Here is a 14,882-nt window from a genome sequence, read left to right as displayed (position 1 = left end):
CCGGACCGGCGGCGTTACAGCTTCAGCTCGGGATCCTGCCAGATGCGGAAGCCGCCCTTGAAGGCGTTTTCGTTGTCGCCGCGGCGGCAGTCTTCCGGCAGGTCCTTGATCTTGTCCACATTGCCGCCGCCGATGACGATGTAGTCGGGCTGCAGCGCCGCCTTCAGCCGGGCGGCGACATCGCCAACGGACTTGCGCCATTTCGTCTTGCCATGCGCTTCGAGGCCGCGCAGGCCGACATAGTCCTCGAAGGTCTGCTTCTTCTTGTAGGGCAGATGCGCTAGCTCCATCGGCAGGCAGACCTTGTCGACGACCATGGCGGCACCCAGGCCGGTGCCGAGGCCGAGAAACAGCATGCGCCCGCCCTCATAGCTGCCGATCGCCTGCATCAGCGCGTCATTGACGAGCTTCAGCGGCTTGCCGAAGGCTTTTTCGAAATCATAGTCCTTCCAGCCGGGCGCCAGGTTATGCGGATCGAGCGACGGCCGGTTATTTTCGATCGGGCCGGGATAGCCCATGCCGATCACGTCGAATTCCAGCCCCTTCGCCATTTCCTTGACGGCCTTGACCATCTTGTCCGGCGACATGTCCGGACCCGAGACCATCGCCCGCTTTTCGCCACCGGTGCTGAGGAGCACTTTCACATGCGAACCACCGAGATCGATGGCGAGGACCGTCTTCTGTGTGTTGGAGCTATCGGCGGGGGCGTCCATGGGAAAATCCTGCTTTGAAATTTCGCGTTGATAGGCCGGTGAGGGAGGAATTAGGTGGTGACAGCGATCTGGAAATCCCTGCCCTCCCAGTCGTTTCGGCCGGTCCAGAAGATCGTGAAGGAGATGACCGATCCAACGGCGATACCATCCGTCGGGAGGTCGGCGATCCAGGTACCCATCGATGTGTCTCGCGCCGTCACATCATGTACCGTCTTCCAGCCATCCGCCGACCAGTGGACATAAGCGGGCTCGAACAGCTCGAAGCGTAGCAGGCGCCCGACCGAAATGGTGTCGTAGGTCGAGTTGGTGCGCCAGATCCACGGCGCCGGCGCGGGCTTGCCCTTGACGTAGCGCGCCAATGTCTGAGGCGGCATGTCGAAGACGGCGCCGTCCTTCAGCGAGCGCAACAGCTTGATATGCTCGGCATGCGCCCAGACGAGCGGCATCGCACTGCCCGAGGGGCGGCCGAGGAACAGCTCCTTGTCGGCAATGTCGGCCTCGTCCCAGATCTGCTCCGGCAGCAGCCCGCCGGGGCTCGCGGATGCTTCCAGCGTCGCCAGCAGCCTGGTGGCTTCTGCGGTCCGCCCGGCAGCTATCTCGAAATGCGCCCGCTCGCCGGTCAGCAGCGGCCAGAGACGGCCGATGCCGGCGCCGTCGAAGGGCGAGCCGTCCTCCTTCTCGCCGTAGCCATCCTCATTGTAGCGATACCAGTAGGGACCGGCCGGAAGATCGCGCTTCAGCAGCGCGTCGATCGCCTTCACCGTATTGACGATCCGCGGATCGTCCGCCGCCCGCAGGCCGAAACGGACGAGCGCCAGTGCATCCGGGCTGACGAGCAGACCGGATTCCAGCGTCATGTCCGCATTGGTGCGGTTCTTGATCGGCACCAGCGCCGGGGAGCGCTTGTGCCCTTCGCCGGTGAAGCTGCCGATCCGCATGTAGTAGCCGTGGATGCCGAGGCTTTTCGACAGCTCCGTCCCGGTCGCGTAGGTCCAGCTTTCGATCTGCTCGTTCCAGCTATCGGCGACTTCACGCAGGTAGCGCCCCACATCCGCCTTGCCGGAAGCATCCATGGCATCGGCGGCCGCAAGCAGCCCGGCGACCTCGACGGCAAGCGTGAAAGGCGAATAGCCGCCGTCCTCTTCCCACCGGTCCTGCTGGGTGCAGGGACCGTTCCGGACGATATAGCGGGCAGCCGCCCGTATCATCGCAGTATAGCGGTCTGCATCGGCGGGGCCGATCACCTTTGCCCGCAGCAGCATATCGTAAAGCAGGATCGGGAAGGCGGTCTCGTCCATCTGGATGCCCTTCCAGTAGGGACGCCCGTCCAGCCAGGAATTCTGGACCCAGTGGCCATCGGCCTCCTGCGTCGCCACAAGATAATCGAGGACAGCAAGCGCATCCTTCTTGGCACCGGCGGCCAGCAGTCCGCCTGCCGTCTCCACGAGATCGCGCGTCCAGACCAGATGGTAGCCACCGAGATCATCGTCACCCTTCGCCGAACCCCAGGGGATCGACAGGCTGGCTATGATCGCGCCAGAGGCATCGTCGCGATGGGTGGCGAGGACAGCGGTGCTGACACGGTAGCGGTTGAGCTCACGCGGATCATGCGGCTCGTCGAGCGGCAGAAGCTTGCCCTGCCATTCGCGCCAGCCTGACTTGAATGTCTTCAGCGCCGGTTCGATGCCCTGCTGCAGGCTGAGCAGCACGCGGAAGGCAGCCTCCTCGGGCTGCGTTCCGAAACCGAGCGCAAGCAGGGCGCGCCCACCCGTCGCCGACAGGTCGATCGTACCCCCGAGCGCGACATTGCCGTCCTCGGCGCGCTGATAGTCCTCGCGCAGACCTTGGCCTCGCGACAAAGTCTGCCACGCATCGGAAAATCCGACGAAACCGACGGAGCGCGCAAGCCACGGCACCGACGAGGCAACCGCCAGCGAGCGGCCGGTACCGTAAGCAAAGAGCATCGGATGCCCCTTGAAATCGTCGTACCAGCCGGTGTTGTTGGCGCCGCCATTGACGAGATGCGGCGAGACGATCGCGTGCAGCTGATAATCCTGGAGATCACCGACCAGCGCTTCGAAATGGATGTCCTGCAGCAGGACTTCACGATCGGGATCGGCGAGGATCACCTTGGTGATCCGGTAACGGCCGTCTCTGGATGTATTGGTCAGGCGAAAGGCGGGAACGCCGTCTTCAAGCGTCTCGACCAGATGATCGGCATCGCGCTTCTCTTCGGAGAAATAGTCCTTGGCTGTCACCACGAAGCCGAAATCGCGGATGCTCGCCTGGTCAAGACGCGGCGCGTAGACCTCGTTCAGGATGCCGTGGCTGGCGGTGAACCAGAGATTGCCCGCCTCCCCGGCAGCGCGCCCGACGGCGGTCTTGTCGCTTGAGGTCCAGCGCGGCTCTATGCCCGGCGCGCCCGGAGGGGTGGATGGCTGCGACACTGACCTGATCCTCCGTCTTGGGCTTCGGCGCAGTGAAGATAGTGCGCGCGAGGCATCAGGAAAGCACCTGACGCGGAAGCTGTCGAGGAGAGAGTGATCGGGGATGCGGCCAAGGCGTCAAGGTGACGCGGCCGGCATCATCCGGCTGGAGCGAACTGGCTCATCGCGCCGGTGAAGGGCTTCGCCAGCGGCGAGGCGTAGGAGCCGCGCTTGCTCGTCGAAAGACCGAGTGAAACCAGCGCTTCCGCCTGCTTTACGGCGGCCGCGACGCCATCGACGACGGGCACACCGTAATGCGCCTGGAGTTCCCGGGCGAGATCGGTCATGCCGGCGCAGCCGAGGACGATGGCCTCGGCGCCATCTTCGGCAAGTGCGCGCTCGATTTCAGCGCGCAGCTTGCCGATCGCGCCAGAGGCTTCGTTCTCCAGCTCGAGAACCGGGATATCCGAGGCGCGAACCTTGGCCCGGTTGCCCATGCCGTAGCGGCGCACGAGATTGTCGATCAGCACGCGCGAGCGCTCCAGCGTCGTTACCACTGTGAAGCGCTGCGCCAGAAACCCGGCGGTCGCCACGGCGGATTCGCAGAGGCCGAGCACGGGCACATCGCAGAAGCTGCGTGCTGCCTCGAGGCCGGTATCGTCGAAACAGGCGATGATGGCCGCATCGTAGCCGTCCGTCTGCCGCTCCTTCAACTCTGCCAGCAGGCCGGGGATAGCCAGCGCGCCGTCATAATGCCCTTCGATTGACACCGGCCCCATGCGGGAGGTGGCCGCGATGATCTCTGTTCCGGATGCGGCGACCACGCGGGCGGCAACCGCAGCCTTTTCGGTCATCGAGGCCGTGGTATTCGGATTAACCAGCAATATGTGCATCTTATTTGATCTTTGCCTGACGGCGGCCGAGCATTGTCATGATGCCGAGCGTGCCGAGGATGATGGTGAAGGAGAAGACCGTCGTGACCGTGCCAAGCGCATAGAGCACCGGCGTCGTGACGTTGGTGGTCATGCCGTAGATTTCCAGCGGCAGCGTGTTGTAGCTGCCTGACGTCATCAGCGTCCGGGCAAACTCATCATAGGAAAGCGTGAAGCCGAACAGGCCGACGCCGATCAGGCTCGGCAGGATCATCGGCAGAACCACATGGCGGAAGGTCTGCCAGGAGCTGGCGCCGAGATCGCGCGCTGCCTCTTCGTAAGCCGGCGAAAAGCGGTTGAACACGGCAAACATGATCAGCACGCCGAAGGGCAGCGTCCAGGTGAGATGGGCGCCGAAAGCCGAAGAATACCAGGCGGGCTTCAGGCCGCTCTGCTGGAAGACGACGCCGATGCCGAGCGAGATGATGATCGAGGGCACGACGAGGCTCGCAACCGTTGCATAGAAGAGCGCGGTGGATCCCCGGAACTTCCGGCGGAAAGCGAGACCGGCGAGCAGCGAGACCACGACCGTCACCACCATGACCATCAGGCCGAGCGTGAAAGAGCGAGTGAAGGAGGCGCCGAAATCGCCGACCGCCTGCTTCTCGAAGAGATTGAAGAACCAGTGTACCGAGACGCCATTCAGCGGGAAGGTCAGGCCGCCATCCGGCCCCTGGAAAGAGAGGATCAGGATCGCCGAGAGCGGGCCGTAGAGGAACAGCACGAAGACGACGAAGAACAGGGCGAGCACATAGAATTCAAGGCTGCGCGTTTCGCGGTTCATCTCAAAGCTCCTTGCGGATATCGACGACGCGCAGGATGGCGGCGACCATCAGGAGCACAACGGCGAGAAGGACGACGGCATTGGCGGCGGCGGCCGGATATTGCAGCAGCGACATCTGGTTCTTCATCATCAGCGCCACAGAGGCGCTCTGCCCGCCGGACATGACCTGAACGGTCGAAAAGTCGGCCATGACGAGTGTAACGACGAAGATCGAACCGATCGCCATGCCGGGCTTTGCGAGCGGCAGCACGACATTCCACAGCACCTGCCAGCCGCTGGCGCCAGCATCGCGCGCCGCCTCGAACAGCGAGCGGTCGATGCGCATCAGCGTGTTGAAGATCGGCGTCACCATGAACAGCGTGTAGAGATGGACCATGGCGAGCACCACGGCGAAATCGGAATAGAGCAGCCACTCGATGGGCTGCGGCACGATGCCTGCGGAGACCAGCGCCTGATTGATGAGGCCGTTGCGGCCGAGCACCGGGATCCAGGAAATCATGCGGATGATGTTCGAGGTCATGAAGGGGACGGTGCAGACGAGGAACAGGATCATCTGCGTCGAGGTCTTGCGGATATGGAAGGCCAGGAAATAGGCGACCCAGAAGCCGATGGCCAGCGTCAGCCCCCAGACGATGACGGTGAATTTCAGCGTGTTGAGATAGGTCTTCCAGGTGACCCACGAACCGAGCGTATCGGTGTAGTTCATGGTCAGGAAGGCCGGATAGAGACCGGCGAAATCGTAGTCCCAGAAACTGACGACGGCGATCATTGCGATCGGCAACAGGAAGAAGGCGCCGAGAATGACGAAGAGCGGCAGCGCCTGCAGATAGGAAATCGCCACCGACGGCAGACGGGCGCGGCGGCGTCGGACGCGGTCGAGTTTTTCAGCCGGCTGTGCGGAAGCGATCGTTGCCATCTGCCATCCTCTCGGACTTTTGAAACGGAGAGCGAGAGGGATCCAAAGACCCCTCCCCAGCCCTCCCCACAAGGGGGAGGGAGAAGTTCTGTCGCGGCCTCTGCTAACTCCCTCCCCTTGTGGGGAGGGTTAGGGAGGGGAAAGCCGCAATCACCTCAAGCCGCGATGAACTCGTTCCAGCGGCGGACCATGTAGCGGTCCTCGTCCATGACGGAGTTCCAGCAGGCGACATGGCCCATGCGCTCTTCGAAGGAGCCGCCGTCGCGGACTGCGCCGGCCTTTTCCATGACCTTGCCTTCCGGAGACAGGATATCGCCCTGCGCCGCCTTGCCTTCGATCCAGTAGCCCCACTCGTCGGCCGTCATGAAGTTCTTGGCGGTGTCCATGCAGGCCGAGTAGTAGCCCTGGCGGTTGAGATAGCCACCGACCCAGCCGGACGTGTACCAGTTGATATATTCATAGGCCGCATCGAGCTCTGCGCCCTTGAGGTGCGAGGCGAGGCCGAGGCCGCCGCCCCACGAGCGGTAGCCTTCCTTGAGCGGCTGATATTTGCAGGCGATGCCCTTGGAGCGGACGGCGGCAACGGCCGGCGACCACATGGACTGGATGATGACTTCGCCCGAGGCCATCAGGTTGACCGACTCGTCGAAGCTCTTCCAGAAGGCGCGGAACTGGCCGTCGCCCTTGGCCTTGATCAGGAATTCGATCGTCTTGTCGATCTCTTCCTTGGTCATGTTGCCCTTGTCGGCATATTTAATGTTGCCGAGCGATTCCATGATCATCGCGGCATCCATGATGCCGATCGACGGGATGTTGAGGATCGAGGTCTTGCCCTTGAACTTCGGATCCATGATATCGGCCCAGCTGGTGATATCGCGGCCGACGAGATCGGGACGGATGCCGAGCGTATCGGCATTGTAGATGGTCGGCATCATGGTGAAGAGTTCGGTCTCGCCCTTGGCGAAGGTCTTGGCATCGGCGCTCTCGACATAGCCGACGGTGTGCGGCGCGGTGCCCTGGGCGATGACGCTGTCGGCCTTCAGCTTGCCGTTCTTGAAGAGCGGAACGACCTTGTCGTAATATTTCAGCTTCTTGACGTCCATCGGCTGGATGACGCCGGTCGGATAGACCTTCTTCAGGATCCAGTATTCGATGTCGGCGATGTCGTAGCTGTCAGGCTGGGTGACGGCGCGCTGGGCAGCCGCGTCGGAATCGGTCGCCGTCATTTCGAGCGTGATGCCGAGATCCTTCTTGCACTGTTCGGCGATCGCATTGATGTTCGAAACGCCGGTACCGAACTGGCGCAGCGTGATGTTGGACTGCGCCCAGATCGTCGGGAAGCCAGTGATCAGGCCGGAGCCGGCAGCAGCACCGATTGCGGCAGCGCCGGTCTTGAGCAGCGAGCGGCGGGAAATCCCCGTCGCCGGCTTGGTGGTCGTCTTTTCAGTCGTCATGTCAGTTCCCCTTCTTATGGTGGTGAGGTTCATGCACGGCCGAGGAGGACCGCGTCCTCCAGGGCCCAACTCAGAGACACCGCATCGCCGACCGATACGGGTTTGGCGAAGTAATCGCCGTCGCTCGCGATGACCGTGAAGTCGTCGCTGCCCGCGCCGATGACGGTGAGCTTCACCGTCGCGCCGCGATATTCGATGTTGGAAACGACGCCGCCGAAGCCGAGCGTCTTGTCGCTTGCCGCCTCGAGGCGGACGCGATCGGTGCGGATGCCGATATCGACAGCTTCGCCCGCGAGCCTGCCGCCGCCACGCACCGAGAAGGTCTGCCCCTCCGGCGCTTCCAGCACGAGCATGTCGTCCTTGACCGAAACGACGCGGCCGGAGAGCACGTTGTGATCGCCCATGAAACGGGCGACGAAAGCGGTCGCCGGGCGCTCGAAGACCTGGCGCGGCGAAGCCGCCTGCTCGATCTTGCCATCGTTCATGATGACGATCAGATCGGCGAGCGCCATCGCCTCTTCCTGGCTGTGCGTCACATGCACGAAGGTGATGCCGAGCGACTTCTGCAGCTTCTTGAGCTCGGCGCGCATGCGGATCTTCAGGAACGGATCAAGCGCCGACAGCGGCTCGTCGAGCAGCAGTGCTTCCGGATCGGTGATCAACGCGCGCGCCAGCGCCACGCGTTGCTGCTGACCGCCGGAAAGCTGCGCCGGACGGCGGGATGCATAGACGTCCATTTGCATCAGCTTCAGCATCTCGAGCGCCTTGGCGCGGCGCTCTTCCTTCTCGACGCCCTTCATCTTCAAGGAGAAGGCGACATTGTCGACGAGGTCGAGATGCGGGAAGAGCGCATAGGACTGGAACATCATCGCCGTGCCGCGCTTGGCCGGCGGAAAGTCGGTAACGACAGTGTTGCCGAGACGCACGTCGCCCGAAGAAATGGTCTCGTGACCGGCGATCATCCGCAGTGTCGAGGTCTTGCCGCAGCCCGACGGGCCCAGGAAGCAGCAGTATGACCCTGCCGGGATCTTGAGGCTGATGGCATGCACCGCTGTCGTGGAGCCATAGACCTTGGAAACGGATGCAATATCGATCTCTGCCGCTTTCGACATCATGTCTTCCCCTGTTCGAGTAAGACAATGCATCTGCCGTGCCAGTTTCTATTGCACTGCGTCAAAGCCCTAGAATTCAATGGGAATCGGTGCCAGACCGGCAAAAGCCCAATTTAGAGGCGGCGAAAATTCTGCACAGGAAATAGGCTTTCGTCTGCAATTTACGCAAAGGATCGTATACAATTTGAGCGTCATTTTGCGCGCAAAATTTGTTTAACTTTTGACCCGAAGCTGGCTATCATCACGGTTGCAATCAGGTGCCTTTTCCATGACCCCATCAGCCACCGCGCTTTCGCAGGCGGACGATTCAGCCGATAGCAGCACGCAGCAGATCCGCGACGCCATCCGCGAAGCAATCGTCGAGCGGCGGCTTGCGCCGGGCACGAAGCTTTCGGAAGCCGATGTCGGCAACCTCTTCAGCGTCAGCCGCACACTGGCACGCGCCGCCCTCCAGGCACTCTCCTATGAAGGGCTGGTCAATGTCGAGAAGAACCGCGGCGCCTTCGTCGCCTACCCCTCCCCGGATGAAGCACGCCAGATCTTTGCCGCGAGGCGGCTCGTAGAACCCGGCATCCTGCGCGAGGCGGCCACCAGGATCACGCCGTCGCAGATCCAGCATCTGAAGCAGCTATTGCAGGAGGAGGGCCGGCTGATCGGCGAACGCGGGCAGACAGCACGGCGCGCCGAAATCAAGGCATCCGGTGACTTTCATCTGACGCTGGCAACGATCTCCGGCAATGCCATCATGCTGCGCTTCATGGAGGAGCTCGTCGCCCGCTCCTCGCTGGTCATTGCCCTCTACGGCCAGTCCGCCGTTTCGAGCTGCGGCCATTCCGAACATGGCGATATCGTCACCGCCATCGAGACCAACGATCTCGACCGCGCCTGCCACCTGATGGTGCATCACATCTCCCATATCGAGGCCGATCTCGACCTTCGCGAGCGCAAAGGCTTCGGCCTCAAGGAAGCCTTCTCGATCTGAGACGCGGCACGCCTGACGGGCAAATCTCTGCTTTTCTTCCAGAATTCCCGCTCTAGTTCCAAAAAGGGAGCCTGAGCGGCTGACATTCAAGGAGGCGTTGATGAGCGGTGTGCCGTTGGAAACCTTGCCGGAGCAGCCGGAGCTGAAGCGGGTGATGGGGCCGGGACTGCTGCTCCTGTTCATCGTCGGCGACATCCTCGGCACCGGCATCTACGCGCTGACCGGACAGGTCGCGGCCGAAGTCGGCGGCGTCGTCTGGCTGCCCTTCCTGATCGCCTTCGTCGTCGCGCTGCTGACGGCGCTCAGCTATCTCGAGCTGGTCACCAAATATCCGCGTGCGGCGGGAGCTGCGCTCTATACCCACAAGGCTTTCGGCATCCACTTCCTGACTTTCCTGATCGCCTTTGCCGTCATGTCCTCGGGCATCACCTCGGCCTCGACGGCATCGCGCGCTTTCGCCGCCAATTTCTCGGAAGCCTTCGGTTTCGATTTCGGCGATTACGGCGTGACCTTCATCGCCGTTGCCTTCATCGCCCTGGTCGCCGCCGTCAATTTCCGCGGGGTCGGCGAGAGCGTGAAGCTTAACGTGCTCCTGACCGTCGTCGAACTGACGGGACTGCTGATCATCATCGGCATCGGCTTCTGGGCGATCGCGGGCGGCGAAGGCGATGTGTCGCGCGCCTGGACCTTCCAGCCGAGCAGCGAGCACGGCGTGTTCTGGTCGGTGATCGCGGCAACGACGCTCGCCTTCTTTGCGATGGTCGGCTTCGAGGATTCGGTCAACATGGCCGAGGAGTGCAAGCAGCCAAGCCGGATCTTTCCTAAGGTGCTATTGGGTGGCCTCTTCATCACCGGCGTCATCTATGTGCTGGTCGCCATTTCGGCGATCACGCTGGTGCCGGCCGCGGAACTCGGCGAAGGCGAGACGCCGCTCCTGAAGGTCGTGCAGGCGGGAGCACCGAATTTCCCGATCGGCATCTTCGGCATCATCACCATGTTTGCGGTCGCCAATTCGGCGCTGATCAACATGATGATGGCGAGCCGGCTGATCTACGGCATGAGCCGCGAGCAGGTGCTGCCCGAAGTGCTCGGCAAGGTGCATGCCGGCCGCAAGACGCCCTACATAGCGATCGGCTTCACCTCGCTGCTTGCCGTCGGGCTGATCCTGTTTGCCGGTGGCGTACCCGCGCTCGGCGGCACGACGGCGCTGCTCCTGCTCGGCGTTTTCGCCGTCGTCAACATCGCCGTCCTCGTGCTGCGGAAGGACAAGGTCGATCACCCGCATTTCCGCACGCCGACCATAGTGCCGATCCTCGGGGCCGCGACCTGCCTGTTCCTCGTCGGCCCGTGGACCGGGCGCGACCCCGTTCAGTATGCCATCGCTGCTGTCCTGATCGGCATCGGCGTCGTCCTCTGGTTCGCGACAATCGGCTTCATGCGAAGCGCGAACCAAAGCGCCTAGTGCGAAGACTGCTGCTTGGCGCGGGCAACGATCTGCGTCGGGTTGACGAACTGCAGCGCGATGATGAGCCAGAAGAGCGTCGTGATCATATAGATCACCGCCATGGCATCGATCGACTGCGCGGCGCGCACACCCGAGGCGAAGACCGCGTAATAGAGCGAGACGACAAGCGTTTGCGTCGTCGGCCCGGCGATCAGGAAGGTCAGCTCGAACATGGCGATGGTGCGCACCAGCACGAGCAGCAGTGCGGCCAGCATGCCGGGCAGAAGTAGCGGCAGCAGGATGCGGATAAAGAGGCTCGTCGTTCCCGCCCCGAAGACGCGGGCCGCCGCCTCGATACGCGGATCGATCTGCTCGATGAACGGAATCATGACCAGCACGACGAAGGGGAAGGACGGCACGAGATTGATCAGCACCACGCCCCAGAACGTACCGCCGAGACCAAGCTGATAGAGCACGGTGGCAAGCGGAATGCCGTAAGTCAGTGGCGGAATGAGGAGCGGCAGCAGGAAAAGCAGCACGATCAGCTTCTTGCCCGCAAAATCCCGCCGCGCCAGCGCGTAAGCAGTCATCACGCCGAGGATCCCCGAGATCAGCGTCACGGTGAACACGATCTCGAAGGTGACGAGCACAACGCTCGACAGCTGGAACTCCTTCCAGGCGCTGAAATACCAGCGCATCGTCCAGCCGGCCGGCAGCCAGGTGCCGAGCCAGCGCGTCGAGAAGGAATTGATGATGACGACGGTGATGACGGCAAGCAGGTTGAGGATGAAGAGCGCGGCAACGGCCCAGACGGCAAAGCGCCAGATTTTCGATGTCAGTCCCTGATCACGGATCATGGCTCAGCCTTTCGTGCCGCCGGCAGGGCCGCGATAGAAGAAGGAACGGCAGCCGAGGATCGCCACCACGACGACGAGTTCGACGGCTCCCATGATGAGCGCGATCGCCGAACCCAGCGAATGATCATATTGCTCGAAGGCCGCCTGATAGGCCGCGATCGAGATAACGCGCGTCGGCCCCGCTGGCGCGCCGAGCAGCACCGCGGATGGAAAGACCGCGAAGGCCTGTACGAAGGCGAGGCAGAAGGTCACTGCCAGCCCCGGCACCAGAAGCGGCAGGAAGACCCGGAAGAAGCGCTGGCGCGGGCTGGCGCCGAGCGTCGCCGCTGCCTGCTCGATCGCCGGATCGATGCCGGTGATATAGGAGAGCGTCAGCAGGAAGGCGAAGGGAAAGCCGGTGATCAGCAGCGAGGCGAAGACGCCCCAGTAATTGTTGGTGAGCTTGACGGGATCGCTGAAGATGCCGAGCGCCAGCAGCGTGTGATTGAACCAGCCGCGCGGACCGAGGAACGTCAGGAGACCATCAGCGACGAAGACGGTACCGAGCGTGATCGGCAGCACAAGGATGGTCGTCAGCAACCGCTGGCGCCGCATGAGGCGGACACGAAACGCAATCGGCACGGCGAGCGCCAGGTTGACGATGGTGACAGGCAGCGCCAGCCACATGGTCGCGCCGATGGTGTTGTACTGGAACGGATCGCTGAAGAACTTGACGTAATTCGCATACCACGCCCCGCCATCCTTCGGCGTCAGCGAATCCACGACGCCGTAGAGGAAGGGATAGACGAACAGCGCGATCATGAAGATCAGGCCCGGCAGGACCAGCAAGGTCGTGCCGTCGAGGCCGCGGGCGGCAAGCCGGGTGCGGAGCGACGGCCCGCTCATGCGGGAGTTCCCTTGAAGAGCAGCGCCCGTCCGGCGACCGGCTGCAGCCGCGTCTCGGCGCCGCGCGCCAGCGGGTCATCGGCGCGGAAATAGAGGTCGGATCCGTCCTTGGCCTTGGCCATGCCGAAAAAGGCGCGGCCGCGATATTCCATGCTCGCAACCGTCGCCGGGATGCCATCTGCGGCGCCCGTCGCGACCAGATCTTCCGGGCGAACAGAGAGGACGGCACTGTCGCCGACCTGCAGCGGCGTGCGCATCGTGCCCGTCAACCGCGCACCGGCAGCCTCGATCGTTGCTTCGTCACCGGAGAGCGAAACGACCTTGCCGGGAATGCGGGTTCGGAAGCCCATGAAGTCTGCGACATTCAGATTGACCGGGCGCTGATAGAGATCCTGCGGCGTGCCGATCTGCTCGATATGGCCCTGGCTCATGACGACGATGCGGTCGGCAAGCGACAGCGCCTCGTCCTGGTCGTGGGTGACGTAAATCGTGGTCGAGCCGATCTGGTCGTGGATGCCGCGGATTTCGGCGCGCATCTCCAGACGCAGCTTGGCATCGAGGTTCGACAGCGGCTCGTCCATGAGGACGATCGGCGGGCGGATGACGACGGCACGCGCAATCGCCACGCGCTGCTGCTGGCCGCCGGAGAGCTGACCAGGCAGTTTTTCCGCCTGGCTTTCCAGCCGCACCAGCGCCAGCGCGTCATTGATCCGCTTGTCCGCCTCCGGTCCCTTGATGCCCTGCATCGCAAGGCCGAAGCCGACATTCTTGCGCACGCTCATATGCGGGAAGAGGGCGTAGCTCTGAAACACCATGCCGAAGCCGCGCTTTTCAGGCTCCAGCTGATCGATGCGGTTGCCGCCGAGACGGATTTCGCCGCCCGAGAGGCCGAGCAGTCCGGCAATACAGTTCAGTGCCGTCGACTTGCCGCAGCCGGACGGGCCGAGCAGCGCGATGAACTCACCGGGCTCGATAGCGAGATCGATACCGTCGAGCGCGTTATAGGCGCCGAACGAGCGGCGGATGCCGTCGAGTTCGAGGCGGGCATTGTTGCGCGAAGACGGCGCAGCGTTCTGGACTGGCGCGTTCAATCCAAGCTCCATATGTCAAAAGCAATGAGGGGCGCCGGCTCAGCTGGCCGACGCCGTTTTTGAGATCAGCCCTTCTTGGCGCCGATCTTTTCGTCCCAGATGCGGAAGGCTTCGACGAGCTGCTTCGGCTCGAGCGGCGTTTCCAGCGGGTTGTTGGCGATCCAGTCGGCATATTCGGGACGGCCGAATTCCTTGATCACGTCCTGACTTTCCTGCGGCGCCATGTCGATCGTCACGTCCTTGACGGCCGGACCCGGATAGAAATAGCCGGCGTCATAGGCGATCGCCTGCTGCTTCGGCTGCAGGATGTAGTTCAGGACATCCATCAGCACCGCGACCTTCTCGTCGGAAACGCCCTTCGGAATGACAGCGTAATGGGCATCGGTGACCCAGTGGAAGCCATCGAGCTTCTGCACCTTGGCCTCGGCCGGAACGATGCCGAGCGCACGCGGGTTGATATCCCAGCCGGTGGTCGTCGCGACGATGTCGCGCGTGCCTTCGCCGAGCTCCTTGAAGACGACGGCGGTGCCGGTCGGGTAATATTCGATATTCTCGCCGAGAGCGGCCAGATATTCCCAGGTCTTCGACCAGCCCTTTGCCGGATCGCGCGGATCGCTGTCGCCGAGCAGATAGGGAAGGCCCATGAGCAGCGTGCGGCCGGGGCCGGAATTGGCCGGACGGGCATAGAGGAACTTGTTCTTGTTCTGCTTTGTCCAGTCGAGCAGTTCCTGCGCCGTCTTCGGCGGGGTCGCGACCTTGTCCGGCATGTATTCGATCAGCGGGCCGGACGGATAATAGGTGACGACGACGCCCTGATCCTTGGCGAGGCCCTGCATCTTGAAGGCCTGCGGCTGCAGGATGCTTTCGAGGTTCGGCAGTTCAGACTTGTGGGCGCCGAGATCGATCCAGAGGCCCTGGTCGACACCGGCAGACAGCGCGTCGGTGCCGGTCAGCACCAGATCGATATCGACCTTGCCTGCGGCCTGCTGCGCCTTGATCTTGCCCGGCAGTTCCGGTGCCGGCGCCTTGGTGAAGGCAAAGCTCGATACCCAATCGGCCTTCTCGGCAGCATAGGCTTCGAACATGCCCTGGGTCAGCGCCAGGTTACCGGCAACGTCGGCGATGGTGATGGTCACCGGGCTGGCAGGCTTCTTTGCCTGCGCGAAAAGCCGGTTCGGCAGCATGCCGGCGACGGCAACGCCCGCCGCGGTGCTGACGAATGTTCTGCGTGTGATGTTCATGACGGTCTCTCCTCCTCTTGTGCAGCTGTCGGCGAATGAACCCGG

General features: G+C 62.9%; 13 protein-coding genes. 2 read left to right on the top strand and 11 right to left on the bottom strand.

The genetic code is table 11. The annotated features are described in order from the left end of the window. Nucleotides 1-14: 14 nt before the first annotated feature. The 7 genes from ACODR6_RS05820 to ACODR6_RS05790 form a co-directional block, all read right to left on the bottom strand. Entirely contained in the window at nucleotides 15-713 is a 699-nt protein-coding gene (locus tag ACODR6_RS05820; RefSeq protein ID WP_130280802.1) for an ROK family protein, read from the bottom strand. 50 nt (nucleotides 714-763) lie between these two features. Next, nucleotides 764-3,160, bottom strand: coding sequence for a glucan 1,4-alpha-glucosidase (locus ACODR6_RS05815; protein WP_489021416.1), 2,397 nt, complete (start codon nucleotides 3,158-3,160; stop codon nucleotides 764-766). A gap of 137 nt (nucleotides 3,161-3,297) precedes the next feature. After that, nucleotides 3,298-4,032 carry an aspartate/glutamate racemase family protein gene (locus tag ACODR6_RS05810; protein WP_489021414.1) on the bottom strand — a complete coding sequence of 245 codons (735 nt, stop codon included), beginning with the start codon at nucleotides 4,030-4,032 and terminating at the stop codon, nucleotides 3,298-3,300. Nucleotide 4,033: 1 nt separating this feature from the next. Continuing rightward, nucleotides 4,034-4,855, bottom strand: a complete 822-nt coding sequence (locus ACODR6_RS05805) for an ABC transporter permease (protein WP_489021412.1) — start codon at nucleotides 4,853-4,855, stop codon at nucleotides 4,034-4,036. Nucleotide 4,856: 1 nt separating this feature from the next. Next, on the bottom strand, nucleotides 4,857-5,771 hold the full coding sequence (locus ACODR6_RS05800) for an ABC transporter permease (RefSeq protein WP_203430415.1): 915 nt from the start codon (nucleotides 5,769-5,771) through the stop codon (nucleotides 4,857-4,859). Between the two features lie 155 nt (nucleotides 5,772-5,926). Beyond that, a complete protein-coding gene (locus ACODR6_RS05795) occupies nucleotides 5,927-7,225 on the bottom strand; it encodes an ABC transporter substrate-binding protein (protein WP_489021409.1) in 1,299 nt (432 codons plus the stop codon). A gap of 29 nt (nucleotides 7,226-7,254) precedes the next feature. Then, nucleotides 7,255-8,337 (bottom strand): ABC transporter ATP-binding protein, encoded by a 1,083-nt coding sequence (locus tag ACODR6_RS05790; RefSeq protein ID WP_489021543.1) that lies wholly within the window; start codon nucleotides 8,335-8,337, stop codon nucleotides 7,255-7,257. Between the two features lie 268 nt (nucleotides 8,338-8,605). Here ACODR6_RS05790 and ACODR6_RS05785 point away from each other — a divergent pair, with 268 nt between their 5' ends. After that, nucleotides 8,606-9,319, top strand: coding sequence for a GntR family transcriptional regulator (locus ACODR6_RS05785; protein WP_489021407.1), 714 nt, complete (start codon nucleotides 8,606-8,608; stop codon nucleotides 9,317-9,319). Between the two features lie 100 nt (nucleotides 9,320-9,419). Then, the gene (locus tag ACODR6_RS05780; RefSeq protein ID WP_489021405.1) at nucleotides 9,420-10,781 is read left to right on the top strand and encodes an APC family permease; all 1,362 of its coding nucleotides are present in this window, start codon (nucleotides 9,420-9,422) and stop codon (nucleotides 10,779-10,781) included. Here the strand turns inward: ACODR6_RS05780 and ACODR6_RS05775 are convergent. The 4 genes from ACODR6_RS05775 to ACODR6_RS05760 are packed head-to-tail and all read right to left on the bottom strand — an operon-like array spanning nucleotide 10,778 to nucleotide 14,837. Next, the gene (locus ACODR6_RS05775) at nucleotides 10,778-11,620 is read right to left on the bottom strand and encodes an ABC transporter permease (protein ID WP_489021403.1); all 843 of its coding nucleotides are present in this window, start codon (nucleotides 11,618-11,620) and stop codon (nucleotides 10,778-10,780) included. The genes ACODR6_RS05780 and ACODR6_RS05775 overlap by 4 nt on opposite strands. Nucleotides 11,621-11,623: 3 nt before the next feature. Beyond that, complete coding sequence (locus ACODR6_RS05770; protein ID WP_203430410.1) at nucleotides 11,624-12,505, bottom strand: ABC transporter permease; 882 nt, start codon at nucleotides 12,503-12,505, stop codon at nucleotides 11,624-11,626. Next, on the bottom strand, nucleotides 12,502-13,608 hold the full coding sequence (locus tag ACODR6_RS05765; RefSeq protein WP_489021400.1) for an ABC transporter ATP-binding protein: 1,107 nt from the start codon (nucleotides 13,606-13,608) through the stop codon (nucleotides 12,502-12,504). The genes ACODR6_RS05770 and ACODR6_RS05765 overlap by 4 nt, the downstream gene beginning before the upstream one ends. A gap of 53 nt (nucleotides 13,609-13,661) precedes the next feature. Next, a complete protein-coding gene (locus ACODR6_RS05760; protein WP_112715053.1) occupies nucleotides 13,662-14,837 on the bottom strand; it encodes an extracellular solute-binding protein in 1,176 nt (391 codons plus the stop codon). Nucleotides 14,838-14,882: the final 45 nt, after the last annotated feature.

The sequence above is a fragment of the Rhizobium sp. FG96 genome (assembly GCF_057808655.1).
This window is presented reverse-complemented; position numbering and strand designations above follow the sequence as displayed.

Coding starts and splice junctions, on each gene's coding strand:
- ACODR6_RS05765 (WP_489021400.1), bottom strand. CDS start 13,608: ATGGAGCTTGGATTGAACGCGCCAGTCCAGAACGCTGCGCCGTCTTCG.
- ACODR6_RS05780 (WP_489021405.1), top strand. CDS start 9,420: ATGAGCGGTGTGCCGTTGGAAACCTTGCCGGAGCAGCCGGAGCTGAAG.
- ACODR6_RS05810 (WP_489021414.1), bottom strand. CDS start 4,032: ATGCACATATTGCTGGTTAATCCGAATACCACGGCCTCGATGACCGAA.
- ACODR6_RS05790 (WP_489021543.1), bottom strand. CDS start 8,337: ATGTCGAAAGCGGCAGAGATCGATATTGCATCCGTTTCCAAGGTCTAT.
- ACODR6_RS05785 (WP_489021407.1), top strand. CDS start 8,606: ATGACCCCATCAGCCACCGCGCTTTCGCAGGCGGACGATTCAGCCGAT.
- ACODR6_RS05805 (WP_489021412.1), bottom strand. CDS start 4,855: ATGAACCGCGAAACGCGCAGCCTTGAATTCTATGTGCTCGCCCTGTTC.
- ACODR6_RS05775 (WP_489021403.1), bottom strand. CDS start 11,620: ATGATCCGTGATCAGGGACTGACATCGAAAATCTGGCGCTTTGCCGTC.
- ACODR6_RS05795 (WP_489021409.1), bottom strand. CDS start 7,225: ATGACGACTGAAAAGACGACCACCAAGCCGGCGACGGGGATTTCCCGC.
- ACODR6_RS05760 (WP_112715053.1), bottom strand. CDS start 14,837: ATGAACATCACACGCAGAACATTCGTCAGCACCGCGGCGGGCGTTGCC.
- ACODR6_RS05770 (WP_203430410.1), bottom strand. CDS start 12,505: ATGAGCGGGCCGTCGCTCCGCACCCGGCTTGCCGCCCGCGGCCTCGAC.
- ACODR6_RS05800 (WP_203430415.1), bottom strand. CDS start 5,771: ATGGCAACGATCGCTTCCGCACAGCCGGCTGAAAAACTCGACCGCGTC.
- ACODR6_RS05820 (WP_130280802.1), bottom strand. CDS start 713: ATGGACGCCCCCGCCGATAGCTCCAACACACAGAAGACGGTCCTCGCC.